This is a genomic window from Streptomyces sp. NPDC050147, from assembly GCF_040660195.1.
GTDB lineage: Bacteria > Actinomycetota > Actinomycetes > Streptomycetales > Streptomycetaceae > Streptomyces.
Genome location: NZ_JBFALJ010000003.1, coordinates 139572 through 164730 on the forward strand (window position 1 = coordinate 139572; position 25159 = coordinate 164730).

General features: G+C 70.9%; 21 protein-coding genes and 1 pseudogene. 11 read left to right on the top strand and 11 right to left on the bottom strand.

Annotated features, from left to right (window positions below; genetic code table 11):
- The first annotated feature begins 96 nt into the window (after nt 1–96).
- Nucleotides 97–756: a gamma subclass chorismate mutase AroQ gene (gene aroQ / locus AB0I94_RS07185; RefSeq protein ID WP_363308436.1), complete on the top strand. Its 660-nt coding sequence runs from the start codon at nt 97–99 to the stop codon at nt 754–756.
- A gap of 93 nt (nt 757–849) precedes the next feature.
- Here aroQ and AB0I94_RS07190 read toward each other — a convergent pair whose 3' ends face one another.
- Nucleotides 850–2463, bottom strand: a complete 1614-nt coding sequence (locus tag AB0I94_RS07190) for an acyl-CoA synthetase (protein WP_363308437.1) — start codon at nt 2461–2463, stop codon at nt 850–852.
- 205 nt (nt 2464–2668) lie between these two features.
- Here AB0I94_RS07190 and AB0I94_RS07195 point away from each other — a divergent pair, with 205 nt between their 5' ends.
- The 6 genes from AB0I94_RS07195 (at nt 2669) to AB0I94_RS07220 (ending at nt 8212) form a co-directional block, all read left to right on the top strand.
- Nucleotides 2669–3469, top strand: coding sequence for a crotonase/enoyl-CoA hydratase family protein (locus AB0I94_RS07195; protein ID WP_363308438.1), 801 nt, complete (start codon nt 2669–2671; stop codon nt 3467–3469).
- Between the two features lie 84 nt (nt 3470–3553).
- Nucleotides 3554–4513: an OB-fold domain-containing protein gene (locus tag AB0I94_RS07200; RefSeq protein ID WP_363308439.1), complete on the top strand. Its 960-nt coding sequence runs from the start codon at nt 3554–3556 to the stop codon at nt 4511–4513.
- Nucleotides 4514–5581: a thiolase domain-containing protein gene (locus AB0I94_RS07205; RefSeq protein WP_363308440.1), complete on the top strand. Its 1068-nt coding sequence runs from the start codon at nt 4514–4516 to the stop codon at nt 5579–5581.
- A 14-nt stretch (nt 5582–5595) separates the two neighbouring features.
- On the top strand, nt 5596–6762 hold the full coding sequence (locus tag AB0I94_RS07210) for a thiolase domain-containing protein (RefSeq protein ID WP_363308714.1): 1167 nt from the start codon (nt 5596–5598) through the stop codon (nt 6760–6762).
- Between the two features lie 107 nt (nt 6763–6869).
- Nucleotides 6870–7130 (top strand): DUF397 domain-containing protein, encoded by a 261-nt coding sequence (locus AB0I94_RS07215; protein ID WP_363308441.1) that lies wholly within the window; start codon nt 6870–6872, stop codon nt 7128–7130.
- A 167-nt stretch (nt 7131–7297) separates the two neighbouring features.
- Complete coding sequence (locus tag AB0I94_RS07220; RefSeq protein ID WP_363308442.1) at nt 7298–8212, top strand: universal stress protein; 915 nt, start codon at nt 7298–7300, stop codon at nt 8210–8212.
- Between the two features lie 46 nt (nt 8213–8258).
- Here the strand turns inward: AB0I94_RS07220 and AB0I94_RS07225 are convergent, their stop codons facing one another.
- Complete coding sequence (locus AB0I94_RS07225; RefSeq protein WP_363308443.1) at nt 8259–8990, bottom strand: leucine-rich repeat domain-containing protein; 732 nt, start codon at nt 8988–8990, stop codon at nt 8259–8261.
- Between the two features lie 757 nt (nt 8991–9747).
- Here AB0I94_RS07225 and AB0I94_RS07230 point away from each other — a divergent pair.
- Nucleotides 9748–10248 carry a hypothetical protein gene (locus AB0I94_RS07230; RefSeq protein ID WP_363308444.1) on the top strand — a complete coding sequence of 167 codons (501 nt, stop codon included), beginning with the start codon at nt 9748–9750 and terminating at the stop codon, nt 10246–10248.
- A gap of 136 nt (nt 10249–10384) precedes the next feature.
- A complete protein-coding gene (locus AB0I94_RS07235; RefSeq protein WP_363308445.1) occupies nt 10385–12727 on the top strand; it encodes a glycoside hydrolase family 95 protein in 2343 nt (780 codons plus the stop codon).
- A 71-nt stretch (nt 12728–12798) separates the two neighbouring features.
- Here AB0I94_RS07235 and AB0I94_RS07240 read toward each other — a convergent pair whose 3' ends face one another.
- The 3 genes and pseudogenes from AB0I94_RS07240 to AB0I94_RS07250 all read right to left on the bottom strand — a co-directional run bounded on the left by AB0I94_RS07240 (nt 12799) and on the right by AB0I94_RS07250 (nt 17529).
- Entirely contained in the window at nt 12799–14802 is a 2004-nt protein-coding gene (locus AB0I94_RS07240; RefSeq protein ID WP_363308446.1) for an N-acetylmuramoyl-L-alanine amidase, read from the bottom strand.
- Nucleotides 14803–15081: 279 nt separating this feature from the next.
- A pseudogene (locus AB0I94_RS07245) lies at nt 15082–15965 on the bottom strand (ROK family protein).
- 424 nt (nt 15966–16389) lie between these two features.
- The gene (locus AB0I94_RS07250) at nt 16390–17529 is read right to left on the bottom strand and encodes an aminoglycoside phosphotransferase family protein (protein WP_363308447.1); all 1140 of its coding nucleotides are present in this window, start codon (nt 17527–17529) and stop codon (nt 16390–16392) included.
- A 234-nt stretch (nt 17530–17763) separates the two neighbouring features.
- Between AB0I94_RS07250 and AB0I94_RS07255 the strand changes: the two genes are divergently transcribed.
- Complete coding sequence (locus AB0I94_RS07255; RefSeq protein WP_363308448.1) at nt 17764–19263, top strand: hypothetical protein; 1500 nt, start codon at nt 17764–17766, stop codon at nt 19261–19263.
- Nucleotides 19264–19305: 42 nt separating this feature from the next.
- On the opposite strand, the gene AB0I94_RS07260 is transcribed toward AB0I94_RS07255, so the two are convergent.
- The 6 genes from AB0I94_RS07260 to hemC all read right to left on the bottom strand — a co-directional run bounded on the left by AB0I94_RS07260 (nt 19306) and on the right by hemC (nt 24394).
- Nucleotides 19306–20730: a SpoIIE family protein phosphatase gene (locus AB0I94_RS07260; RefSeq protein WP_363308449.1), complete on the bottom strand. Its 1425-nt coding sequence runs from the start codon at nt 20728–20730 to the stop codon at nt 19306–19308.
- Between the two features lie 127 nt (nt 20731–20857).
- A complete protein-coding gene (locus AB0I94_RS07265; RefSeq protein WP_363308450.1) occupies nt 20858–21394 on the bottom strand; it encodes a hypothetical protein in 537 nt (178 codons plus the stop codon).
- A 13-nt stretch (nt 21395–21407) separates the two neighbouring features.
- On the bottom strand, nt 21408–21776 hold the full coding sequence (locus tag AB0I94_RS07270) for a metalloregulator ArsR/SmtB family transcription factor (protein WP_363308451.1): 369 nt from the start codon (nt 21774–21776) through the stop codon (nt 21408–21410).
- Complete coding sequence (locus AB0I94_RS07275) at nt 21773–22219, bottom strand: SRPBCC domain-containing protein (protein WP_363308452.1); 447 nt, start codon at nt 22217–22219, stop codon at nt 21773–21775. Before AB0I94_RS07275 ends, AB0I94_RS07270 begins: the two co-directional genes overlap by 4 nt.
- A 102-nt stretch (nt 22220–22321) precedes the next feature.
- Nucleotides 22322–23356, bottom strand: coding sequence for an endo alpha-1,4 polygalactosaminidase (locus AB0I94_RS07280; protein ID WP_363308453.1), 1035 nt, complete (start codon nt 23354–23356; stop codon nt 22322–22324).
- A 102-nt stretch (nt 23357–23458) separates the two neighbouring features.
- A complete protein-coding gene (hemC, locus tag AB0I94_RS07285) occupies nt 23459–24394 on the bottom strand; it encodes a hydroxymethylbilane synthase (protein WP_363308454.1) in 936 nt (311 codons plus the stop codon).
- A 188-nt stretch (nt 24395–24582) separates the two neighbouring features.
- Between hemC and AB0I94_RS07290 the strand changes: the two genes are divergently transcribed.
- Nucleotides 24583–25062, top strand: coding sequence for a GNAT family N-acetyltransferase (locus AB0I94_RS07290; protein WP_363308455.1), 480 nt, complete (start codon nt 24583–24585; stop codon nt 25060–25062).
- The last annotated feature ends 97 nt before the right edge of the window (nt 25063–25159 follow it).

Consider the following 25159-nt stretch of genomic DNA (forward strand, 5'->3'; position numbering starts at 1 on the left):
GCGGCCGTCAAGAGATCGCGCAGGGCGGCCTTGAGCTGCGGCGCGACGGCCGCACGGCATTGTCCGGGTGCGGCGTGGGATGTGATGATCGCCCTCATGCCGACATTCCGGGGAATCGCCGTGCGTCCCGCCTCGTCCGCGAGGCGTCTGCTTGCTGCCGGGGCCGTGGCGGCGGCTCTGCTCGCCGGAAGCGGGGGCGGGGTGGCGGACGCAGCTTCCCCGGCGCCGCAGCCCGCTGTGTCGTCGTCCGTCCCCGCGGGGGCCTCGTACGCCCGGCTCCACTGGCTGGCCGATCTCGCTGCCCAGCGCCTGGCCACCGCCGATCTCGTCGCCGCCGCGAAGTACGGCACGGACAGTCCCATCGACGACCCGGCCCGCGAGAAGCAAGTGCTCGACGACGTCGCGCGGCAGGCGCGGGAACTGGGCGCCGACCCAGAGGCGACCGTGCGGATCTTCCGGGATCAGATCGAGGCCAACAAGATGGTGCAGCGGGAGCTGCACCGGCGGTGGGACGCGGACCCTTCGCAGGCGCCGACACCGGAGGAGCGGCCTGACCTCGCGGAGGTGCGCAAGGAGATCAACCGGGTGAACGGGGAATTGGTGCGGGGGATCGCTGCCTCTTCCGCCGCCCGAACGGCGCCGTCCTGCCGGGGGCTCGTGGTGGCGGCGGGCGTACGGGTGCGGAGTGAGCGGCAGCTCGACGAGTTGCACGCGATGGCATTGGGGCGGGCGCTGCGGTCCGTCTGTGCGGGCTGAGGTCTTTCTGGGCCGCCGCTTCGCGGCGGATCTCTCCCGCCCGCCCACCTGTCACTCCGAAGCTGATCTCTGTGGCCGTGGCGGTGGCTTCGATCAGCTCCCCGCAGCCACCGCCTTCGCCCAGCGGTAGTCCGCCTTGCCGCTCGGCGAGCGTTGGATCTCGTCGGTGAAGACCACGGAGCGGGGGATCTTGTAGCCGGCGAGGCGGGTACGGCAGTGGGTCTGGACGGCTTCGAGGTCCAACGAGGGTGCCCCGTCACGCAGTTGGACGACCGCGGCCACGCGGTTGCCCCAGCGCTCGTCGGGGACTCCGGCGACCAGTGCGTCGTACACGTCCGGATGCGACTTCAGCGCCTGCTCGACCTCCTCCGGGTACACCTTCTCGCCGCCGGTGTTGATGCACTGCGAGCCCCGGCCGAGGACGGTGACGATGCCCTCCTCGTCGACCGTGGCCATGTCGCCGAGCAGCACCCAGCGCTCCTCGCCCTTCCGGAAGAACGTCTCGGCGGTCTTCGCCGGGTCGTTGTAGTAGCCGAGCGGCACATGGCCGCGCTGGGCCAGGCGGCCCACGACACCCACCGGCACCGGCTCGTGGGTGACCAGATCCACCACCTGCGTACGTTCGTTGACCTCCAGGCGGAAGCCCTTCTCAGGGCCCGAGTCGTCCGTCGCCTTGCCGTTGGAACCGGACTCGGAGGAACCGAAGTTGTTCAGGAGCAGAACGTTCGGGGCCAGCTCCTGGAACTGGGCACGCACCGTCTCCGACATGATCGCCCCGGAGGAGGAGACGCTGAACAGTGAGGACAGGTCGGTGCCCTTGAGCGGGCCGTGCAGCGCGTCGATGAGCGGCCTGAGCATCGCGTCGCCCACCAGCGACACGCTCGAGACCTTCTCCCGCTCGATGGTACGGAGCAGCTCTTCGGGGACGTACTTGCGGTGTATGGCCACCCGCTGGCCGTAGTTGAAGGCGATGAACGACGTCAGCGTCGAGGTGCCGTGCATCAGCGGGGGAGCGGGGAAGAAGGTGATGCCGGGTCCGCCCGCCGCGACGCGTTCCGCAAGCTCCTCGGGCCGCTTCACCGGCTCACCGGCGGGCTCGCCTCCGAAGAGCCCGGCGAAGAACAGGTCCTCCTGGCGCCACATGACGCCCTTGGGCATGCCGGTGGTGCCGCCGGTGTAGATGATGAACAGGTCGTCGGCCGAGCGCGGCCCGAAGCCTCGCTCCGGCGAACCCGCGGCCTCCGCATCGCTGAAGGCCACCACGTCGAGCGCGGGGGCGTCGGCGGGCGGGAGCCCCACCCGCACCAGATGCCGCAGCTTCCGCGTGCGCGGCAGCGCGGCTGAGACCCGCTCGGTGAACTCCGCGTCGAAGACGAGCGCGGCGAGGTCGGCGTCGCGGTAGAGGTAGACCAACTCATCTTCCACATAGCGGTAGTTGACATTGACCGGGACGAGGCGTGCCTTGAGGCAGGCGAGGACGGTCTGGAGATACTCGACGCCGTTGTAGAGGTGGAGCCCGAGATGTTCACCGGGCTGGAGGCCGCTGTCGATCAGGTGGTGCGCGATGCGGTTGGCGGCCCGGTCGAGCTCGGCGTACGTCAGCCTGCGTTCCGCCCCGGTGCCGGGGTGATCGATGTACACGAGCGCCTCGCGGTCGGGGACCACGTCGACGACCGACTCGAACAGGTCGGCAAGGTTGTACTCCACCGCTCCTCCTGACCCCGGCGTCATCTCTTGTGGCCGTCATCAGAGCAGAGGCGCCCACAAGTGGGAAGGGTCCTCGTGCAAGGAAACTGACTGGGTGTCAGAAAACTCTTGAACTGGCTCCCCGCCTACTGCAACCTGTTCCAGGTCCGAAGCCGACAGCTGGGCCGAAGCCGACAGCAGGTCCGAAGCGAGAGGGAGCACGGCCATGGGTGGGACGGAACATCTCGCTGTGCAGCGCGAAGGCGCCACACTGATACTCACGCTCAACCGGCCGGAGGCGAAGAACGCGCTCTCGCTGCCGATGCTGGTGGGCCTCTACGACGGATGGGTGGCAGCCGACGAGGACGACTCGATCCGCTCCGTGGTGCTCACCGGAGCGGGCGGCGCGTTCTGCGCCGGCATGGATCTCAAGGCCCTCGCGGGCAACGGCATGGATGGTGAGCAGTACCGGGACCGGATGAAGGCCGACCCGGATCTGCACTGGAAGGCGATGCTGCGCCACCACCGCCCCCGCAAACCCGTCATCGCCGCGGTGGAGGGGTACTGCGTGGCGGGCGGCACGGAGATCCTCCAGGGCACGGACATCCGCGTGGCGGGCGAGTCCGCGACCTTCGGCCTCTTCGAGGTCAAGCGCGGCCTGTTCCCGATCGGCGGCTCGACCGTGCGCCTCCCGCGCCAGATCCCCCGTACGCACGCCCTGGAGATGCTGCTCACCGGGCGGCCCTACCCGGCGGCCGAGGCCGCGTCGATCGGACTCGTCGGCCACGTCGTCCCGGACGGCACCGCCCTGGAGAAGGCCCTCGCCATCGCCGAGCAGATCAACGCGTGTGGGCCGCTGGCCGTCGAGGCGGTCAAGGCATCCGTGTACGAGGCCGCCGAGATGACCGAGGCGGACGGCCTCGCGGCGGAGCTCGAGCGGGGGTGGCCCATCTTCGACACCGCCGATGCGAAGGAGGGCTCCAGAGCCTTCGCGGAGAAGCGTGCCCCCGTGTTTCGGCGGGCCTAGGTCTTGTCTCGTCTGCGGGGCCGCTGTGGCTGGCCGCGCAGTTCCCCGCGCCCCTTCGGGGCGCCAAGAAACGGAGTTCTGCTCATGGCATCCGCTCCCTCCCCCGAAGTGCTGCGTGCCCCTCTTGTTGTCGAGTTTCCCTTCACCCGCTCCCTCGGGCCCGTGCAGAGCGCCTTCCTCACCGGGCTGCGCGAGCGCACCGTGCTCGGCGTGAAGACCAAGGACGGGCGCACGCTCGTTCCACCCGTCGAGTACGACCCGGTGACCGCCGAAGAGATACGTGACCTGGTCGAGGTCGGTGCCACCGGCACCGTCACCACCTGGGCCTGGAACCACGAGCCCCGCAGGGGACAGCCCCTGGACACCCCCTTCGCCTGGGTTCTGGTGAAGCTCGACGGCGCCGACACCGCCCTGCTGCACGCCCTGGACGCGCCGGGCCCCGACGCGGTCAGGACCGGCATGCGCGTCCGGATCCGCTGGGCCGGCGAACGCACCGGGGCCATCACCGACATCGCCTGCTTCGAACCGTACGAAAGCGAAACGGGGGGTGAAGTCGGTTCGCACACCGGAGAGTTCAGTGACCCCGTCACCGGCATCGTCGCCGCCGCGCGCCTCGACTACACCTACGCGCCGGGCCGCGCCCAGACCGCCTACATCAAGGCACTCTCCGACCAGAAGACCGTCGGCGAACGCTGCCCCTCCTGCCGCAAGGTCTACGTACCGCCCCGCGGCGCCTGCCCCACCTGCGGCGTCGCCACGGCCGAGAGGGTCGAGGTCGGGCCGCGCGGCACTGTCACCACGTACTGCATCGTCAACATCAAGGCGAAGAACCTCGACATCGAAGTGCCCTACGTCTACGCGCACATCGCCCTCGACGGCGCCGACCTCGCCCTGCACGCCCGCATCGCGGGCATCCCCTACGACCAGGTGCGGATGGGTCTTCGCGTCGAGCCGGTGTGGACCGAGGGCGCCCGCTTCCCCGATCACTACCGGCCCACGGGCGAACCGGACGCCGACTACGACACGTACAAGGAGCTGGTGTAGATGCCGTCCGTGATGCGGCCCGTCCGCGACATCGCCATCGTGGCCTTCGGGCAGAGCGACCACCTGCGCTCCACCGACGAGCTCTCCGAGGTGGAGATGCTCATGCCGGTCCTGCATCAGGTGCTCGCCGCCACCGGCCTGAAGACCAGCGACATCGGCTTCACCTGCTCGGGCTCGTCGGACTACCTGGCGGGACGCGCCTTCTCCTTCACGATGGCGCTCGACGGGGTGGGTGCCTGGCCGCCGATCTCCGAGTCGCACGTCGAGATGGACGGCGCGTGGGCGCTGTACGAGGCGTGGACCAAGCTGCTCACCGGCGACGCCGACACCGCGCTCGTGTACTCCTACGGCAAGTCGTCCCCCGGATCGGTGCGCGACGTGCTGACCCGGCAGCTCGACCCGTACTACGTGGCGCCCCTGTGGCCAGACTCGGTGGCCCTCGCCGCGCTCCAGGCGCAGGCCCTGATCGACGCGGGGGACGCCGACGAGCCCGCGCTCGCCGGGGTGGCGGCGCGCAGCCGCCGGGACGCGTCCGGCAACCCTCACGCGCAGCTGCGTGGAGCGGTGCCGCAGGGCGACTACCTCGTACGTCCCCTCCGCACGGGTGACTGCCCGCCCATCGGGGACGGTGCCGCCGCCGTGATCCTCGCCGCGGGGGACCGCGCCCGTGACCTGTGCGAGCGGCCCGCGTGGATCCGCGGGATCGACCACCGCGTGGAAGCGCACAGCCTCGGCGTGCGCGACCTCACCGACTCGCCGTCCAGCCGCTTGGCGGCCGAGCGGGCCGGTGCCTTCGAACGGCCCGTGGACACCGCCGAGTTGCACGCGCCGTTCACCTCCCAGGAGCTCGTCCTGCGCAAGGCGCTGAAGCTGGGCGACGACGTCTCGGTGAACCCGTCCGGGGGCGCCCTCGCGGCGAACCCCGTCATGGCCGCCGGTCTGATCCGGCTCGGCGAGGCCGCCGCCCGCATCCACCGTGGCGAGTCGGACCGGGCCCTCGCGCACGCCACGTCCGGCCCGTGCCTGCAGCAGAACCTGGTCGCCGTCCTCGAAGGAGAGTCGTCATGAGTGGGGTGAGCGGGGTGGGCAAGGAGCCCGTGGCCGTCGTAGGGATCGGCCAGACCAAGCACGTCGCCGCCCGGCGGGACGTGTCGATCGCGGGCCTCGTCCGAGAGGCCGCTCAACAAGCACTGGAAGACGCCGAGTTGACGTGGGCGGACATCGACGCCGTGGTCATCGGCAAGGCGCCGGACTTCTTCGAGGGCGTCATGATGCCCGAGCTCTACCTCGCCGACGCGCTCGGCGCGGTGGGCAAACCGATGCTGCGCGTCCACACGGCGGGCTCCGTCGGCGGCTCCACGGCGCTGGTCGCGTCGAACCTCGTCGCGGGCCGGGTCCACGGCACCGTACTGACCCTCGCCTTCGAAAAACAGTCGGAATCCAACGCGATGTGGGGGCTCTCCCTCCCCATCCCCTTCCAGCAGCCGCTCCTCGCGGGCGCGGGCGGCTTCTTCGCCCCGCACGTGCGCGCGTACATGCGGCGCACCGGCGCCCCCGACACGGTCGGCTCGCTCGTCGCGTACAAGGACCGCCGCAACGCCCTCAAGAACCCCTACGCCCACCTGCACGAACAGGACATCACCCTGGAGAAGGTCCAGGCGTCACCGATGCTCTGGGACCCGATCCGCTACTCAGAGACCTGCCCGTCGTCCGACGGGGCCTGCGCGATGATCCTCACCGACCGTGCGGGCGCGGCCCGTTCACCCCGGCCGCCCGCCTGGATGCACGGCGGCGCGATGCGCAGCGAGCCGACCCTCTTCGCGGGCAAGGACTTCGTGTCACCGCAGGCCGGCAAGGACTGCGCCGCCGACGTGTACCGGCAGGCGGGCATCACCGACCCGCGGCGCGACATCGACGCCGTCGAGATGTACGTGCCGTTCTCCTGGTACGAGCCGATGTGGCTGGAGAACCTCGGCTTCGCCGAGGAGGGTGAGGGCTGGAAGCTGACCGAGTCGGGCGTGACGGAGCTGGACGGCGATCTGCCCGTCAACATGTCGGGTGGCGTCCTGTCCACCAACCCCATCGGCGCCTCGGGCATGATCCGCTTCGCCGAAGCGGCACTTCAGGTGCGCGGCCAGGCAGGCGAGCATCAGATCGACGGGGCCCGCAGGGCACTCGGACACGCTTACGGCGGCGGCTCGCAGTTCTTCTCCATGTGGCTGGTCGGCGCGGAGCCGCCCACGACGTGACGGGTGTGTCGTGCCGGACAGGCGACCGTCCTCCTGCCGCGGCCTGTCCGGCACCGGCACCGAAAGCTAGGCTGGCGGGCGGACGACGCATCGGGAGGAGCACGGACGTGGCCGAAGGCACCATTCAGCATCCGCTCGCGGGTCAGCAGCGCCCGCTCACGGGCTGGGACAAGCCGGAGCTCGACCTCAGCACAGCGGACTGGCAATCGAGCAGCGAGGGGCGGGGTGATGTGGAGATCGCCTTTGTCGAAGGCTTCATCGCGATGCGCAACGCAGGCCGCCCCGAGAGCCCTTCCCTCATCTTCACTCCGGCGGAGTGGGGAGCGTTCGTGCACGGCGCGCGAGCGGGGGAGTTCGACCTGACGTAGGCCGTGTGGGGCGTTTGGGCCCGCGTCTCCGGCTGTCGCGACCGCTCGCGGCTCGTGCCGTGCTGACCTGGTGACCTCGGCATCCGCCGCCGGCCCGCCTCCCGCACGAGGCAGGGACCGGCAGCGGAGCCGGTCGACCTTGGCCTTGCGCCGGAGACGAGGAAGCCATGAGTGACGATGCGCCCGTTGAACCCGCCGCGGCCTTCGACGAACCTGTCGTCGTGGCCGTCGACGGGTCGGCCGGCAGCGACCACGCCCTGGAATGGGCACTGACCGCCGCGCGGCTGCGGAACGCGCCGTTGCGCATCGTGCACGTGCGGCAGTACGCGCTGCCGCTGGCCGACGGTCCGTACATGCCGACCATCGACCACCGCCTCGACTCCGACCCGGTCGTCGAGCGGGTGCGGGGTGCCTTGGAGGGGCGGGCGAATCTGCCTCCGCTGACGGTCGAGGTCGTGGATGGCGCCCCGGGGCGGGACATCGCGCCGCTCGGTGACGAGGCGCGGCTGCTGGTCCTCGGGTCGCGGGGGCGGGGCGGCTTCACCAGTCTGCTGCTCGGCTCGAACGGGCTTGCGTGCGCGCGGGAGGCGGCGTGTCCCGTGGTCGTGGTGAGACCGGGCGACGGGATCACGGCGGGCGCCGGGCCGTGTGTGGTGCTCGGGCTCGACGTGCTCTCCCCGCACGAGGAGACGATCGGCTTCGCCTTCGCGGAGGCGGATCTGCGGGGCGCGGTGCTCCGGGTCGTCTGCGCCTACCCCGGGCCCGTCCTCGTCTACACGGCCACCGGCGATTTCGTGACTTCGGCGGAGGCGGACGCGGCGACCGCGGCGCAGTACACGGAGCTGGCGGGCCGGCAGCTCGCGCCCTTTCAGGAGCGGTATCCGAACGTGAGCGTCGAGAGGGAGGTCCTGCCGGGAGACGCGGCGGGGATCCTGGTGGACGCCTCACGGGAGGCGGACCTCGTGGTGGTGGGGCGCCACCAGAGCCGCAGGTCGCTGGGGAGGCTGATGGGATCGGTGACCAACGCGGTGCTGCTGCACGCGAAGGGCGCGGTGGCCGTGGTGCCTCAGAAGTCGCGGTAAGGACGGCCTCGCGCAACAGGGGCTCAGGGGCTCAAGGGCTCACTCCTCAGCGCAGCACCACGCAGCCGCGCCCCTCCAGCCTCCGCAGCAGGGAGTCGGGCACGGAGACCTCGTTCCAGCGCAGGTCCAGTTTCTCCAGCGCGGGCAGGTGGCCGATCCACGGCGGAAGCTCGCGCAGGCGGTTCGCCCGCAGATCGAGTCTCCGCAGCAGGGGCAGGCCACGCAGGGCCTGCGGCACCGTCGCGAACGCGTTCTCGCGCAGATCCAGTTCGCGCAGTTCGCCGAGACGGCCGACTGAGGCGGGAAGCGACGTGAGGCGGTTGCCACGCAGCCACAGCTCGCGCAGGGCCGCGAGCCCGCCGAGCGACGAAGGGACCGTGGTCAGGCGGTTGTGCTGGGCGCGCAGCTCCACCAGGGCGTCGAGTGAGCCCAGCGTGTCCGGCAGCGCCGTCAGCCGGTTCTCGCCCACGTTGAGATACGTCAGCCGCTTCAGACGGCCCAAGGAGTCCGGCAGCGCGGAGAGGCGGTTGTCGTGGACGTAGAGGAAACGGCTCAGGCCCGTCAGGTCACCCAGCTCCGGCGGGAGCTCCGTCAGGTGGTTGTGGCCCAGGTCCAGTGTGTGCAGCGAGGTCAGGGTGCCGATCCGGGCGGGGAGCCGCGTGAGCGCGTTGTCGGGCAGGAGCAGGACCTCCAGGGACGAGTGGTGCCACACCTCGTCCGGGACGTCGCTCAGGCCGCCGTGCCAGTAGTTGAGTACGTTCTCGGTGCCGACCGTCACGTGAAGTTCCTTCCATCCGCAGTGGATGACCATGGACTGCCGCCTCACTGTGGCCGTTGCGGGGCGTCCCATGGTGCATCACGGCACCTACGGCAAGCGGACCCATTGTCCGTGCGCGAAGGTCAACTCGCGGAGTCCGAGCAGGTGTTGAGTGATGTGTGCAGCCTGTCGCGGGACGTCCCGAGGCGCCGGGCAGGGCCTGCGGTGCGCGCGTCGCCTTCGCGTGGCGCGCGGGCCTGGCAGGACTTCCCTGCTCGCCGAAACCCATGACGCCCTCGGGTGCGCGCTCGCCACGGCGAACGAACCCGTCTGTGCGCCGGTCCGTCCGGCGCTGAACCGCGCCACGCCGGGCGACCAAGGATGCCGCCGATCCCCTCTGCCGCCGCACAGCACCGAGACGGACACGCTCACCGCGCGCGAGCGCACCGCGGCGGCGCTTACCGTCCGCGGCGAGTCCACCGTCTGCGGCTGGTCCACCGTCCGCGGCTGGTCCGCCGTCCGCGGCGAGTCCACCGCCCGCACCGCCGAGGAGCCGCACACGGACGAGCCGGCCGTCGTCCGGCTGCTGTCCGGCTGCTGTCCGGCCGCTGTCCGCCGTCTGCCGGAAAGTGGGAACGGACCGCTCCGCTCTCGCCGCCGCGCTCGCGCCCCACCACCCCCGCTGACCTCGCGCGCGACACCGTCCCGCCCGCCGGCCGCCTCGTGCGCGGCGCCGCCCCCGCGCCGACAAGCGTCGCGGGCCACGTACCATTGGCGCATGTCCTTCCTCCGCCGCCGCAGCTCCGCCACTCCCGCTGGCCCGGACTTCGATGTCCTGGCCATGGACCCGGGTGACTGGCCCGGCAACCTCGGCGCGGGTCTGCTGCCCGCCCCCGACGGCAGCTGCCAGGGCGTCTTTCTGCGCTACGACCTCTTCGGCGGGCGCGGCCCCGCGATGATCATCGGCAATCTGCCCGAGGGCTCCCCGGCGCGCGAGACGGCCGAGGACGAGGTTCCCTTCGAGGTGGCCCAGCTGCTGCTCGCGCTGGAGAACGACGAGGAGGTCACCGTCGTCACCACCGAGGACATGCCGGTGATGCAGGGCGACAACCTCCTCATCGTGCGCCGCCTCAAGCTCTCGGAAAGCCGCATCTCCTGCGTGCAGTTCGACCGCAGCGACGGCGTCCTCGTCACCATCGCCGCCTGGGACCGGCCGATCACCGACGATCTGTACGCACTCCTGAAGCCGCTGCCCGCGGAGCTCTTCCAGCAGGGCTGACACACCCGGGACCACCGCAGGCCGACCGCCCACCCCTTCTGCCGGAGGGGTGGGTTTTGTCATGCGCCTTGCCAGGCCAGTCATCGGACTTTTAACGTGACCCGTCATGACTCCCGGGATCTCGCGAAGAACCACGATGAAGTCCGCCGTAGGCGGAGCAGCCGTACTAGCGGCAGGTGGAGGCGCGCAAACCGCTACCGCGTCCGCAGTCGAGAGGCGGCCCGAAGAGCGTGATACCTCCGATGAATCGCTGCTCTGGTACGCGACGCCTGCCGCGGACTGGGAACGCGAGGCCCTCCCCATCGGCAATGGCGCGCTCGGCGCCATGATCTTCGGCACCCTCCCCTCCGAGCGGCTCCAGTTCAACGAGAAGACGCTGTGGACCGGCGGCCCCGGCTCCCGCGAGGGCTACGACCACGGCAACTGGCGCGAGGCCAGACCCGGCGCCCTCGACGCGGTGCGGGGGCAGCTGGACGAGAAGGGCGCACTCACCCCCGACGCCGTCGCGGCCGGCCTCGGCCAGTCCCGCCGCGGCTACGGCGCCCATCAGACCTTCGGCGACCTGCACCTCGACATGCCGGGCGCCCCGGACGCACCCGACGCCACGTATCGCCGCGCCCTCGATCTCCGCAAGGGCCTGGCGACCGTCACGTACACCCACCAAAAGGTGCGCCACGAGAGGGAGTTCTTCGCCTCCCACCCGGACGGCGTACTGGTCGGGCGCCTCACCGCCGACCGCCCCGCGAGCGTCAGCTGCACCCTGCGCCACACCTCGCCCCGCGCCGACTTCACCGCGAAGGCCGCGGGCGACCGGATCGCCGTACGCGGTGAACTCGCGGACAACGGGCTGAAGTTCGAGGCGCAGCTGCGCGTCGTCCAGCAAGGCGGCACCCGCACGGCGAACGCGGACGGCAGCATCACCGTCAGCGGCGCCGACCACGTCTGGTTCGTGCTCGCCGCCGGAACCGACTACGCCGACACCTACCCCGACTACCGCGGCGACGACCCGCACGCCCATGTCACCCACACCGTGGACAAGGCCGTCACCCGCGGCCACGGCACGCTGCGCGCACGCCACCTGCGCGACCACGGCGACCTCTTCGGCCGAGTCGGCCTCGACATAGGCCAGGCCGCTCCCACCGACGTCCCCACGGACCAGCTGCTCAAGGGATACACGGCAAGTGCGAGCCCGGCCGACCGAGCCCTCGAAGCGCTCTTCTTCCAGTACGGGCGCTACCTCCTCATCGCCTCGTCACGCCCCGGCTCGCTGCCCGCCAACCTCCAGGGCGTGTGGAACAACAGCACCAGCCCGCCCTGGTCGGCCGACTACCACACCAACATCAACCTCCAGATGAACTACTGGCTCGCCGAGGCCGCCAATCTCGCCGAGACCACCGCCCCGTACGACCGCTTCGTCGAGGCACTGCGCGCGCCGGGGCGGCGCACGGCGAAGGAGATGTTCGGCTCCCGGGGCTGGGTGGTGCACAACGAGACCAATCCCTACGGCTTCACCGGCGTCCACGACTGGCCGACCGCTTTCTGGTTCCCCGAGGCGGCCGCCTGGCTCACCGCGCAGCTCTACGAGCACTACCGGTTCGGGGGCTCCACCGCATACCTGCGCACCACCGCCTATCCGGCGATGAAGGAGGCCGCCGAGTTCTGGCTCGACAACCTCCGGACCGACCCCCGCGACGGCACCCTCGTCGTCACGCCCAGCTACTCGCCGGAGCACGGCGACTTCACGGCGGGTGGTTCCATGGCCCAGCAGATCGTGCACGATCTGCTCACCAACACCCTGGAAGCCGCCCGCGTGCTCGGTGACACGGCCGCCTTCCGCGCCGAACTGGAAAGGACCCTCGGCAAGCTCGACCCCGGCCTGCGCGTCGGATCGTGGGGGCAGCTCCAGGAGTGGAAGGCCGACCTGGACTCCGAGGCCGACGACCACCGGCACGTCTCCCACCTCTACGCCCTGCACCCCGGACGCCAGATCCAGCCGGGCAGCAAGTGGGCCGACGCCGCGAAGGTCTCTCTGACCGCGCGCGGCGACGGCGGCACCGGCTGGTCCAAGGCGTGGAAGGTCAACTTCTGGGCGCGGCTGCGCGACGGCGACCACGCGCACAAGATGCTCGGCGAACAGCTCAAGACCTCGACGCTGCCGAACCTCTGGGACACCCATCCGCCGTTCCAGATCGACGGCAACTTCGGGGCGACCTCGGGCATCGTGGAGATGCTCCTGCAGAGCCAGTTCGACGTCATCGAGGTGCTGCCCGCGCTGCCCGCGAGCTGGCCCGAGGGATCGGTGCGGGGCCTGCGCGCACGCGGCGGGGCACGCCTCGACATCGAGTGGTCGGGCAGAAAGGCCACGCGCATCGTGCTCACCGCGTCACGCACCCGCGAACTCACCGTGCGCAGCAGCCTGTTGAAGGGCGGCGAGAAGACCTTCAAGGCGCGGGCCGGACAGCGGTACGTCTTCGACTGAGCGCCGACCGCGCGCAGACGTCAGGGCCGGGCCGCTCCCACGCGAACCCGGCCCCGACCGTCCTCGGTGTACTACGAGCCCGAGGACACCGCCTGCACGTCGGCCGCACGTACATACGCCACGCGATGCCCGAACTGGATCTCGTAGTACATGTCCTTGCCGCGCACCACCTTGTGCGGCGCCGTGTCGAACGTCGGCGCGTAGAAGTACTCGCCCGGCACCTTGGCGCCGACCGCGTACTTCTGACCCGCGAGGAGCTTGTACGGCAGCGGCGTGACCGGCTGCACCGGGACGCCCGCCGGGTACGCCTCCTTCTCCGGGTAGGCGCGCCCGTAGACCGGGACTTCCTTGGCGTCGCCCTTCGGCGTCACCACGAGCCCCTTCGCGTCGACGGCCGTCGGCTGCTTCTTCGGGTTCTTGAACCAGGCCTTCTGGCCCAGGTACCAGACGGCGGTCCAGTCGCCCCTGCGATCGGCGACCGCGTACTGCTGGCCGGTGGACAGGCGGGCACCGATGTCGTTCACGCCGGTCGTCGAGTCGCCGCCGCCGGGCCGCAGGCCGATGTCCTTGATGAGCGGAGCGTCGTCACGCGGCTCGGTGTGGACGCGCACCGCGGCGGAACCGTGCGGCACGCATGTGTCGCCTGGCTTGACGCAGCCCGTGTACTCCGGCCGGTTCTTGGAGTAGGTGGGAGCGATCGTCACGAGGCCGCCGCTGGGGCCCGCCGTGCGCTTGAACGGCTTGCCCATCAGCGTGAAGTAGTGCTGCCAGTCCCAGTACGGGCCGGGGTCGGTGTGCATGCCCGCGATCGTCGAGGGCAGCGTGCCCGGGACGTTGTCGTGGCCGATGATGTGCTGACGGTCCAGCGGAATGCCGTACTTCTTCGACAGATACGTCACCAGGCGAGCCGAAGAGCGGTACATCGCCTCCGTGTACCAGGTGTCGGGCGCCGTCAGGAAGCCCTCGTGCTCCAACCCGATCGACTTGGAGTTCACGTACCAGTTTCCCGCGTGCCAGGCGACGTCCTTCGCCTTCACGTGCTGGGCGATGTGGCCGTCGGTGGAGCGCAGGGTGTACTGCCACGAGACGTACGTGGGGTCCTGCACCATGTTGAGGACGCCTTCCCAGCGGCCCTCGGTGTCATGGATGACGATCGTGTCGATGCTCTGGCTCTTGGGCCGGTCGGCCAGGTCGTGGTTGCCGTAGTCGTCGTTGCCCTGCGGGTCCTTGAACTCCTCGTACGGCGCAGGGATCCACTCGCACGACACGGTCGACGGGCACTCGGTCTCGCCCTTCGGCGCCTTCCGCAGCCCCATGCCCCGCACCTGCGCGGCATCCGGCTCCAGGCCGCTGACCGCCCCGAGCGCCACGCGCTGGCCGGCGTCCGTGGTGCGCTCCTGGCCGTCGCGGATGACGGCGAAGACGTCGTTGGCGTACGTCGCCGCGGTGGCCTGGTCGTCCGCGCCGGAGAAGCGGGCGATCGCGCCGTACCAGTCGGCCGGGTCGTCGCTCAGCGGCTTGCCGAGCTTCTTCTGCGCGGCGGCGAGCAGGGCGGCGCCGCCGCTCACGTTGGCGGCCGGGTCGGTGCGCAGCTGCTCGGCGGAGTGCCCGCTGAGCTCGGCGGCGCGGGGCAACGTCTTGAGACGCGCCGGCAGTTCGGAGTTCTTCGGCACCTCGGCCGTGAACTCCTTGGGCTTGAGGACGCCTCGCGACTCGTCGCCGCGCGGGTCCTCGTCGCCCTCGCTGTGGTGCGGGGCGGCGGCGATGGCGGTGCGCGCGTCGGTGAGATGCATCGGGCCGTACCCGCCGGTCACACTCGGCGCGCCGCCGTGCGCGTCCCAGCGGGACTGCAGATAGGACACTCCGAGCAGCACGCTCTGCGGTACGCGGTATTCGGCTGCCGCGGTCGCGAAGGCGCCCTGCAGGTCATCGCCCGCCCCGGGAGCACCCGGCGAGGAGGAGGACGGGGCGGCACCGAGCAGCGGAAGCAGCAGGCCGGCGGAGACAAGGGCGCCCGCGGTCCTGACAGCGCGTCTGCGCGCGGCAGGGGTACGGGCGGTGGCGGATCCTCGCAATGCGGCCTCCTGGGACGGTGAAGCGTGACGGGGCGTGCGGGGCCGGGCGTGCGTCAGTGGTACCGGCTCTCCGACGATCCGTCAATCATGCCCAGGAGAGGGGATCTCCCATGTCAGCGCCGGTTCCGGCGGGTTTCCCCCGGGAAGCCGCACGGCCTGCGACGCGTCAGTGGATTGGACCAATGAGCAGCGCCGATGTCCTGCGGGCCGACGAGCGGACCGGCCGCGGTGTCAGAGGTCCGGTCCACCTGTTCGGGGGAGGGGGCGGGGTGATTTCTCTCAGCGGGCCGCGCCCGAAAGGGCCCGGTTCACCTGCCGCGGGGACAGCGCGTGCTCGACGGCGAGGATGCCCGCGCCGATCGCCGCCGCGTTCTCGCCGGTGCGGCTCGGCTCGATCCGCAGCACATGGGTGGCCAAGGGGTGCGAGCGGCGGTACACCGCTTCCCTCACGCCGGCGAGAAGCTGGTCGTGGACGGCGGCCAGCGCCCCGCCGACCACCACCGTGTCCGGGTTGAAGAAGTTCACCAGGCCCGCCAGCACCTCGCCCACCGCACGGCCCGCCTCGCGCACCATGCGGACGGCATCGCGGTTGCCGGACTTCACCAGACGTACGACATCGCTGCCCGAGGTCGCCTCCAGGCCGAGCCCGGACAGCTTGCGGGCGACGGCCGCACCACCCGCCACCGCCTCCAGGCACCCCGAGTTGCCGCACCGGCAGGGCTCCTCGATGTCACCCACCCGGATGTGCCCGATGTCGCCCGCGCTGCCCTGCGCACCCCGGTGAGCCGGCAGTCGGCGACGATTCCGCAGCCGATGCCCGTGCCCACCTTGATGTGGAGCAGATAGCGGGTGTCGGGGAAGGCGCGGCGCTGCTCGGCGAGCGCCATCACGTTCACGTCGTTGTCGACGAGGGCCCGCGGGCCGAACTGCTCGGCGAAGAACTCCGGGATGGGGAACTGGTGCCGGCCCGGCATGATCGGCGGATCCACCGGACGGCCCGTCGAGAACTCCACGGGGCCCGGCACCCCGACCCCGATGGACTGGAGCGACGAGGGATCACGCTCGGTCTCATCGAGGAGCGTGCGCAGTGTCCGCTCCACGTGGCCGAGCACTTCCTGCGGGCCGTCCGCGATGGAGAGGGGGTCCTCGCGCAGGGCGAGCATCTCGCCGCCGATGTCGAGGAAGGCGACCCGGCAGTGCGACGCGCCCAGGTCGACGCCCGCCGCGGCGTGTTCGCGCGTGCGCAGGCGCAGGCGCCGCGGTGGCCTGCCGCCCGTCGACCCGCCGTCCGCCTCCTCCGTGACGAAGCCGTGCGCGATCAACGCGTCCACCCGCTGCGACACCGTCGATCGCCCGAGCCCCGTCAACTCGCTCACAGTGGAAGCTACTTGCGACCCTGACAGGTCAAAGCTCTCTCCCCCGGCACCCACAAGCTGTACATGGTCTTCAAGTCGCCGCAGAACAATGCCTTTGACGTGGACGCGGTGCAGTTCACCACGTCATAGTCACCCGGAAGTAGCCGGGGGCATACGAAAGCCCGCAGTGCGCCGCTGTCCAAGGCGCACTGCGGGCCTTCTTCCCCCCGGGTCAGCGAGTGCCGACAGCCGCGCGTACGGCCCGGCGGGCCAGCTGGCAGTCGTCGTGCAATCGCCTCAGCAGCAGCCGCTGTTCCTCACCGGACGGCGCGGCACCGGGATGGGCCGGTCCGGGCGCCGCCGGCGACGCGTCGTGCATGGACCGCTGCACGGCCATTTCGTACGTACGGATCTCCCGGGTCAGTACCAGCATCAGATTGACCAGGAACGCGTCACGTGCCGCCGGACCCTGCTCCTGCGCCAGCTGACTGATCTCGCGCCGCGCGACCGGGGCGTCACCGAGCACCGACCACAGCGTCGCCAGGTCATAGCCCGGCAGATACCAGCCCGCGTGCTCCCAGTCCACGAACACCGGGCCCGCCGGGGACAGCAGGATGTTCGAAAGGAGCGCGTCACCGTGGCAGAACTGCCACGTGCCGTGCTGCCCGGCCGAGTGTGCGATGCCGTGCAGAAGCTTCTGCAGGTCGCCCATGTCCCGGTCGGTGAGCAGCCCCAGCTCATGGAAGCGGTTGATCCGCTTGCCGTAGTCCATGGGGCGGCCGAACAGCTCCTGCGGTGGACGCCACCGGTTGAGGTGGCGGATGGCGTTGAGCGCCAACCGCACGTCCGCGCGCGGCGGCGGCTCCACGGGATGGCGGGACAGCGCGGCGACGCGTCCCTGCATCCGCTCGATCACCAGCGTGCAGTCCTCGGGGTCCGCGGCGATGAGCCGAGGGACCCGGACGGGAGGACGGTGCCGGACGAACGAGCGGTATACCGCTATTTCGTGCCGGATCCGCTCGGCCCACGCGGGCGAGTGGTCCAGTAGGCATTTGGCGATCGCGGTGCTGCGTCCTGTGGTTCCCACCAGCAGTACGGTGCGTCCGCTGCGGCGGAGCACCTGTACGGGGTTGAACTCCGGACAGATGCGGTGCACCGAGGCGATCGCGGTGCGCAGTTGCGCCCCCTGGGGGCCTGACAAGTCGAGTCTCCCGCTGAGCGGTTGCGTGCCGGCCCCCGGAACGCGTCGCGCTCGCCCGGCGCCGAGCGATCCGGCCGCGGGACGCGCGGGTTCCAGATACGGGCCGCTGCCGGGCTGTCGGCTGTGCAGCGGCCGGGGCGGAGCGGACACGGAGGACGATGCTGTGTACATGGGCGATACAGATCCCTTCGTGTGCCTGCGAATTGCGGCGCCTCCCGCCCCGGGCCCCTTGGGAGCACCCTGGGGAATGTCCCGCGGTGGCCCGGGTCGGGGTGGCGCATTCCTACCTGACACCCGGCGTCCCCTGGCACACCATGTGGCGCACCCTGGCGAACCCTGGCGAATAGTCGCTCAGCAACTGACAGAGGGTTACTGTCAACTCAGCCGAGAACCTGGGGGCTTGACGTGAACGGACAACCCAACACCCGACTTTCGGACCTGTTCGGCCTGGCAGGATGGTCCAAGGGTGAACTCGCGAGACTGGTGAACCGGCAGGCGGCGGCCATGGGCCACCCGCAGCTGGCCACCGACACCTCGCGGGTACGGCGTTGGATCGACACGGGAGAAATCCCGCGCGATCCGGTGCCCCGGGTGCTGGCGGCTCTGTTCACCGAGCGTCTCGGCCGTGTCGTGACCATTGAGGATCTTGGTCTGGTCCGGCACGGGCGCGTGGGGAAACGGCGTGGCGACGGGAGTGTGGAGCACCCCGACGGCATGCCGTGGGCGCCCGAACGGACAGCCGCGGTCCTCACCGAATTCACGGGAATGGACCTCATGCTCAACCGACGCGGCTTGGTGGGCGCGGGTGCCGCGCTCGCCGCCGGCTCCGCACTGACCGGCGCCATGCACGACTGGCTGCACACCGATCCGGCGCTCGCTGCCGACGCCCCCCGAACCGACCATCCCCTGCACGCCGACCCCGCCGGGTTCGACCGCTATGAGGCAGCCCCCATCGGGTCGCAGGAGATCGAGGAACTGGAGACCTCCGTCGAGGTGTTCCGGGCCTGGGACGCCTCCCGCGGCGGCGGGCTCCAGCGCAAGGCTGTCGTGGGACAGCTCAACGAAGTAGGCGGCATGCTCGCCTACCGGCACCCCGACCATCTCCAGCGCCGTCTGTGGGGCGTCGCTGCCAATCTCGCCGTCCTCGCGGGCTGGATGTCGCACGACGTCGGCCTGGAGCCCACGGCACAGAAGTACTTCGTGATCGCCGCGCACGCGGCCCGCGAGGGCGGTGACCGGCCGCGCGCCGGTGAGGCCCTGTCCCGGGCCGCGCGCCAGATGGTGCATCTGGGGCGTCCCGACGACGCCCTGGACCTGATGAAGCTCGCCCAGTCGGGTTCGGGCGAGGAGATGCTGCCGCGCACGCAGGCCATGCTCTACACCATCGAGGCCTGGGCACAGGCATCGATGGGCAAGGGGCAGGCGATGCGCCGCACGCTCGGCATCGCGGAGGAGTTGTTCGTCTCCGACAAGGGGGACGTGCCTCCGCCCGACTGGATGCAGATGTTCGACGAGGCGGACATGCACGGCATGCAGGCCCTGGCCTTCCGCACCCTCGCCGATCACGACGCGTCCGCCGCCAACACCGCCCAGCGCCACGCCAAGGAGGCCATCGACCTGCGGGCCAAGGGCCGCGACCGCTCGCAGATCTTCGACTACATCTCACTGGCATCGGCGTGCTTCATCGCCGACGACCCAGAGCAGGCCGATCGGTACGCACGGTTGGCGCTGGTGTCGATGGGGTCGAACTCCTCGCACCGCACCTGGGACCGGCTGCGTGAGATGTACCGCCTGACGGCTCAGTACTCCGGTTTCCCGAAGATCGAAGACCTGCGCGAGGAGATCAAGCTGGCCCTGCCCAAGGCGGCGGCCAAGTCCGGAGGTGGCAGCCGGGTCCGCGTCTAGGACCCGGCACGGCTCGGGCGCGGGTCAGGAGCCCACCCGGGGTCAAGAGCCCACCCGAGCGATCAACAGACAGGCGTCGTCCTCACGTGGGGCCACGCCGAACTCTTCGATGACCGCCCTCACGCAGTCCTGCGCACCCCGCGTGTCCGTGAAGCGTGGCGCGAGCGCGAGCAGCCGGCTCGTGGCCGCGTCCCTGGTGCGCCGGGGGACCAGCCCGTCGGTGTGCAGCATCAGCAGGTCGCCGGGCACGAGCTGCACGTCGGCCTGTTCGTACGTGGCTCCGGACGTCGCCCCGAGGATCACTCCACGCGGCGGCGTCAGCGCGCGCCCCGTCCCGTCGCGGAACAGCAGCGGGGCGGGGTGCCCCGCCTGCGCCCAGCTGAGGGTGCGGGTCGCGGGGGCGTACTGGCAGCAGACGGCGCTGCCGAGGGCGGGCTGTGTGGTGCCGTCCAGCAACTGGTTGAGCCAGCCCATCAGTTGGCCGGGCCGGACTCCGGCGACCGCCATGCCGCGCACCGCGCCGAGCAGCATCGCCATGCCCGACGTGACGGTGACGCCGTGTCCCGTGAGGTCGCCGACGCTGAGCAGGAACTGGCCGTCGGGCAGCTCCATCGCGTCGTACCAGTCGCCGCCGATCAGTGCGCTCGTCGACGAGGGGAGGTAGTGCGCGGCGAGGTCCAGCGAGGCGGGTCCGCCGTGCGGGAACCGCAGGGAGCCGCGCCACGGCGGCAGCACGGCCTCCTGCAGTTCGACCGCGAGCCGGCGCTCTGTCTGCGCGATGTGCCGCTGGCGCTGCAACGAGTCACGGGTCTCGCGCACCACTCGCTGGCTGCGGCGCAGCTCGCTGACGTCCCGCAAGACCGCCCACATCGAGGCGGTGCTGCCGTCAGCGGCGAGCACGGGCTCGCCCATCATGTGCACCTGTCGGACGCCGCCGTCGGGGCGCACGACGCGGAACTCGCCGTCGATCGGTTTGCCGTCGATCAGGCAGTCCGTGACCATGGCCGTCAGCAGTGGCTGGTCGTCGGCGTGCACCAGGGAGGGCAGTTCGTCGAGGGAGAGCGGGGGAGCTTCCGGGTCCCGCCCGAGAATGTGGTACAGCTCGCCCGACCAACTCGCCTCGTCGTTCAGGAGGTTCCACTCCGCGCTGCCGACCCGGCTGAGCAGCGACCCGCGCTGCGGTTCGAGCGGCGGGGGCATGGCCGGAGCGGCGGGCTCCCCGGCCGGTTGCGCGGGTCCGTCCCGCAACTGGGCGAGATGGTCGTCCAGGTCGCTGAGCTGTCGGACCGCCAGGTCGCACAGGGCGCGTTGCCAGCGCCCCTGCGGGTCGCTCTGGTCGGGCACGGCGTCACGGCGTACGGCGTCGACCTGGCCGCGGAGCCGACGTGTCTGCGTGATCAGCGCTTCGACCGAGCCGCGCTCGGGCGGCTGGGCCGAAGGGCGGTCCGCGAAGACATGGGACGGCATGAGGTGCTCCGTTGAGGGTGCGGTGCGACCAAACGGGCGGGATAGACCGCTAACGACTTTCGCACAGCGGTGGGTGGCTCGTAAGGCATTTGGCAACACACGACGCGGTGATGCTTGTGGCATATGTCTATGTCCTCCGGAACGATATGTTCCGATGGTGCGACGCGTCGGTGCGCTCCGCCGCGCCCGCTGAAGAACCTGCGACGCGAAGAGCGAGGAGCTGTCGCGTATGTGCGGGTACGTGGTCTTCGCTGAGGCCATCGATGAGGCCCGCCAGCGGAACGGGCTTGTCCAGGACGAGTGCGTCGTTGGACAGCAGGAGTGACGGCACCAGGACCGAGGCGGCTTCCTCGCTGAGCTGGTCGGCGATGTCGCACAGGACGGTGGCCTGGCTCCGGACGTGTTCCATCAGATCCGCCCGGCCTGAGTGCTCGGCGATCACGCGGTCGAGATTCCAGGTGTCGAGGGAGATCCGGTTGTCGAAGGTGGGCCGAGACCCGGCGACGACGCCCAGAGCGACCGCGGCGATCGAGGCGTCGACGCTGAGGAGATGAGCCAGTATCTGGTCGGCGTTCCATCCTCCGTCGGCCGCGTCGCCGAGGTCGGGGGTGGCCGCCGCGTCGAGCAGTCTGTCGTAGGCGCTGCGCAGTGCTGTCGTGTCCATGGCGCTTCCCTTTTCAGTCGGGCCGGGTGGAACTCGCATCCCGCTCCGCTGCCTCAGCGACGCGTTTGATGTTCGCCAACCGCCGGTCCCAGTCGGCCGCGAGCGAGGCCATCCACCGTGCCGTCGTGTCCAGCGCCGCGGGCCGTACCGCATACCGCACCTCGCGTCCGACCCGGCCGCCGGAAACCAGCCCGGCGGCGTCCAGGACGGCGAGGTGTTTGACCACCGCCTGGCGCGAGACGGGAAGCTGTTCGGCGAGCACGGTGGCAGTGGCCTCACCGCGTGCGGCCAGCAGATCGAGCAACTGACGTCGCGTGGGGTCGGCCAGCGCGCCGAGGACGCTGTCGACGACCTCGGCGGCGCCGTGACGTTCTTCCGTCACGTGGAGGGCTGTTCGGCGCGAGTCTTGAGCGCGTCGAGCTCCTGGGGCCAGCCCTTGCTGTGGTCCTTCAGGTTCTCGCTGCGCAGCTCCTCGGACCCGGCCAGCGCCGCGAACCCGCTCTCGACGACGCGGAGCCGCGTCTGGTCGCCTTCCTGGCTCAACGTGAACTCCACGAGGGTGCTGTTGTTCTCTCGCAGCTCTTCTCCGGGAAACGCGCTGGTCCAGCGGTATGCCAGGTACGTCGGCGGCTCGACCTTCTCCACGCGCACCGGGAAGTCGCCGTGCTCGGCGTTCTTCGCCACCATCGACTCGCCCTCCTTGGCCACGGTGCCGGGCAGGCTCGCTTTGTCGGCCACCCAGAACCCGGGTTGCGCCACCAGCGACCAGACCCGCTCCAGGGGCGCTGCGATCAGGGTGTCGCGTTCGATCCGGTCCACGCTCATGAGGGACTCCTTCGTCGTCACCATCGGATGCAACTCCAGGGTTGCACCTCAGCCGTCAATGCGCAACCCGCGGGTTGCGCCCGGGTTCTTCCGAGGCTGCTGTCAGCACTGCGCGAAGACGTACCCCCTCGTTCCCTCGGGGCTGACATCGCGGTCGCGCAGCGTGATGGACAGGCGAGAGCCCCAGGCGTCGCAGGCGTTGCGGTAGTCCTTGCGCGTGTACTCGACGGCGAAGACCTTGTCGGCGTAGGCGTCGGCGAAGTCACCGCACTCCTTGTACGCGGCGCACTCCTCGACGACGGCGAAGTCGAAACCGACGCGGTCGCGCTCGGGGAGGAGGCCGGTCGTGTTCTTCTGCGCGATGGCGAGGCCGCGACTGTGAGCCCGCTCGGCGAGCAACGTGGCGAAGGCGGCGGCGTGTTCGGGCGTGAGGAGCTCGTCGGAACGCTCGTAGGAGTCCAGGTTGTCGGGCTCGACGGCGTCGTGGCCCGACTTCGCGCAGCCGTCGATCCACGGTCCGACGATGTCCATCAGCTTCCGGCGCTTGCCGGGCGTGGAGATGTCCAGGAGCGGCTCCCCCCAGTCCTCGTCGATCACCAGCGAGCCGTCGCCGTCCTTCAGCAGCAGGTCGGGGTGGGTCTTCTTCCACCAGGTGATGGCGGAGCCCGGCTGGGTCTGGAAGGCGTTGACGTAGCACACGTTGTAGAGACCCTCGGCCGGCTCGGCGGAGCGGTCGCGGGACACCGCCTGTACGCCGTCGCCGGGGGAGTAGGGGCCGCCGAGCTGGTAGTCGAAGACGGCGTCGGCCTCCGGTGCGCGTACGGAGTCCGCGCGGTCCGTGGCCGGGCTGTCCTTGCCGTCTTCGGCGGTGCAGGCGGCCGTCAGGACGAGGGCGGCGACACAGACGGCCAAGCGACCGGGGCGAGAGCGGTGCGAGCGGCGGGAGCGGTGCATGCGAGGCCTTCGGTCGGGGCGGCAGTCGGTGAGGGCCATCCGGAAATATGACGCGATGTCGATCTTACGTAGGGCGCCCGGGGCCCCCGCGGTCAGGCCGTTGGCCGTCCCGCGCCCGGCCGTCCCGCTGGTCCTGGTCGGCGGCACCGTCCGCAGCGAGGGCTGTGAACTGGTGGGCCCCATCGCGCGGAAGCCCCTCGCAGGCCACCACGCGGGCGGACATCGCGTGCCTCGACGTGGACGGCATCGGTGCCGCCGGCGGGCGCGTCACGCCCAGGGGCGCCGTCAGTGCGCGATGGAGTCGATCAGCTCGCGCGCTCCCTGGCGCAGCAGCGTGACCGCCACGGACGTGCCGAGCGTGGCCGGGTCGAGCGGCCCGGCCCACTCGTGGGCGTTGAGGACCGTCTTGCCGTCGGGGGTGAAGACCCGGGCGCGCAGCGAGAGGTCGCCGCCGCGTTCGCAGCGGGCGTACCCGGCGATGGGGGAGTTGCAGTGCCCCTGCAGTACGTGCAGGAACATGCGCTCGGCGGTGGCCTCCCGCCAGGCCTCGGGGTCGCCGAGGCCCGTCACGGCGTCGATGGTCTCCGTGTCCTCCTCGCGGCACTGCAGCGCCAGGATTCCCGCGCCGATCGGCGGGCACATCGTCTCCACCGACAGGACCTCGGTGACCACGTCCATACGGTCGATGCGCTCAAGTCCCGACACCGCGAGCAGAAGTGCGTCCGCGTCGCCCGCGGCCAGCTTCTCCATGCGGCGACCGGCGTTCCCGCGCATCGGCACACACTCCAACGCCGGGTGAGAAGCGGCGAGTTGGGCGATGCGGCGCACTGATGACGTGCCGATGCGCGTGCCCGCGGGCAGCTCGTCCAGGGTGAGCCCGCCGGGGTGGATGAGCGCGTCGCGGATGTCGTCGCGCTTGAGGAACGCGGCGAAGGTGGTACCCGCCGGAAGCGGCCGGTCCGCCGGTACGTCCTTGACGCAGTGCACCGCGAGGTCCGCCTCACCGGCGAGCAGCGCCGCGTCGACCTCCTTGGTGAACGCGCCCTTGCCGCCGAGCTTCGCGAGATCCCCCATCCAGCGGTCCCCGGAGGTCGTGACCGGGACGACCTCGGTACGGATCCCGGGGTGCAGCGCGGCGAGTTCGGCGCGTACGCGCTCCACCTGGGCCAGCGCCATGGGGGAGGAACGGGAGACGATGCGGATCAGCTCAGGAGCGGACATGCGCACCACGATAGGCGCTCACCACGGCAGTCTGTTAAAGGACTCCGCACGCCCGCCGTGGGCCCTCGCACGATGATCTGTCGGTCGGCCCTGGCGTGCGCGCCGCCCCCGGCCCTCATAGCGTGAGAAGCAGCCGGTCACCGTCCCGTCCCCGCGCAGGTCCCGGCGTCCGCCACCTGGGAGGCCCCATGTCAGCCGCCGCCGCTCACCAGCGGTCCCCGATCGTTCTCGAACGCATGGCTCCCACCCATCTGGCCGACGTACTCGCCCTGGGACGCGAGCTGTACGACACCTCGGTGAAGCCGTACACGTCCTGGTCGCTGTCGGCGATCGCCCGGCACCTGGACGCCGACGCCTCCTCCTGCTGGGTGGCGCTCGACGGTGGCGCTCTCGCCGGGTTCGTCTGCGGCTCGATGGGATTCGATCAGCGGGCGGACTGGGGGAACCTGGAGTGGATCGCCAGTGCCCCCGCCTATCAGGGGCAGGGCGTCGCCAGCCATCTGGTGCAGGCCTGCTGCGCGACGCTGACCGCCGCCGGTGCCACCGCCGTGGTGACCGACGTCGAGTCGCGCAACACCGCGTCCGCCACGCTGATGCGGCGCAACGGCTTCAAGGAGAGCGTGTCCGTCACCCTCTTCGTGCGCGAGGCACCGGACGCGGTGGCCTGAAGGTCTCGGCCGGGCCGGGTGTCTTCGTGGGCGGGCGGTCAGCTCTGCGGCTGGCTGATGTTGACCATCCAGCTCCGCCTCGTCGTCTCCGCTGAGG

Coding starts and splice junctions, on each gene's coding strand:
- aroQ (WP_363308436.1), top strand. CDS start 97: ATGCCGACATTCCGGGGAATCGCCGTGCGTCCCGCCTCGTCCGCGAGG.
- AB0I94_RS07195 (WP_363308438.1), top strand. CDS start 2,669: ATGGGTGGGACGGAACATCTCGCTGTGCAGCGCGAAGGCGCCACACTG.
- AB0I94_RS07200 (WP_363308439.1), top strand. CDS start 3,554: ATGGCATCCGCTCCCTCCCCCGAAGTGCTGCGTGCCCCTCTTGTTGTC.
- AB0I94_RS07205 (WP_363308440.1), top strand. CDS start 4,514: ATGCCGTCCGTGATGCGGCCCGTCCGCGACATCGCCATCGTGGCCTTC.
- AB0I94_RS07220 (WP_363308442.1), top strand. CDS start 7,298: ATGAGTGACGATGCGCCCGTTGAACCCGCCGCGGCCTTCGACGAACCT.
- AB0I94_RS07230 (WP_363308444.1), top strand. CDS start 9,748: ATGTCCTTCCTCCGCCGCCGCAGCTCCGCCACTCCCGCTGGCCCGGAC.
- AB0I94_RS07235 (WP_363308445.1), top strand. CDS start 10,385: ATGAAGTCCGCCGTAGGCGGAGCAGCCGTACTAGCGGCAGGTGGAGGC.
- AB0I94_RS07250 (WP_363308447.1), bottom strand. CDS start 17,529: ATGTACACAGCATCGTCCTCCGTGTCCGCTCCGCCCCGGCCGCTGCAC.
- AB0I94_RS07260 (WP_363308449.1), bottom strand. CDS start 20,730: ATGCCGTCCCATGTCTTCGCGGACCGCCCTTCGGCCCAGCCGCCCGAG.
- AB0I94_RS07265 (WP_363308450.1), bottom strand. CDS start 21,394: ATGGACACGACAGCACTGCGCAGCGCCTACGACAGACTGCTCGACGCG.
- AB0I94_RS07275 (WP_363308452.1), bottom strand. CDS start 22,219: ATGAGCGTGGACCGGATCGAACGCGACACCCTGATCGCAGCGCCCCTG.
- AB0I94_RS07280 (WP_363308453.1), bottom strand. CDS start 23,356: ATGGGGCCCACCAGTTCACAGCCCTCGCTGCGGACGGTGCCGCCGACC.
- hemC (WP_363308454.1), bottom strand. CDS start 24,394: ATGTCCGCTCCTGAGCTGATCCGCATCGTCTCCCGTTCCTCCCCCATG.
- AB0I94_RS07290 (WP_363308455.1), top strand. CDS start 24,583: ATGTCAGCCGCCGCCGCTCACCAGCGGTCCCCGATCGTTCTCGAACGC.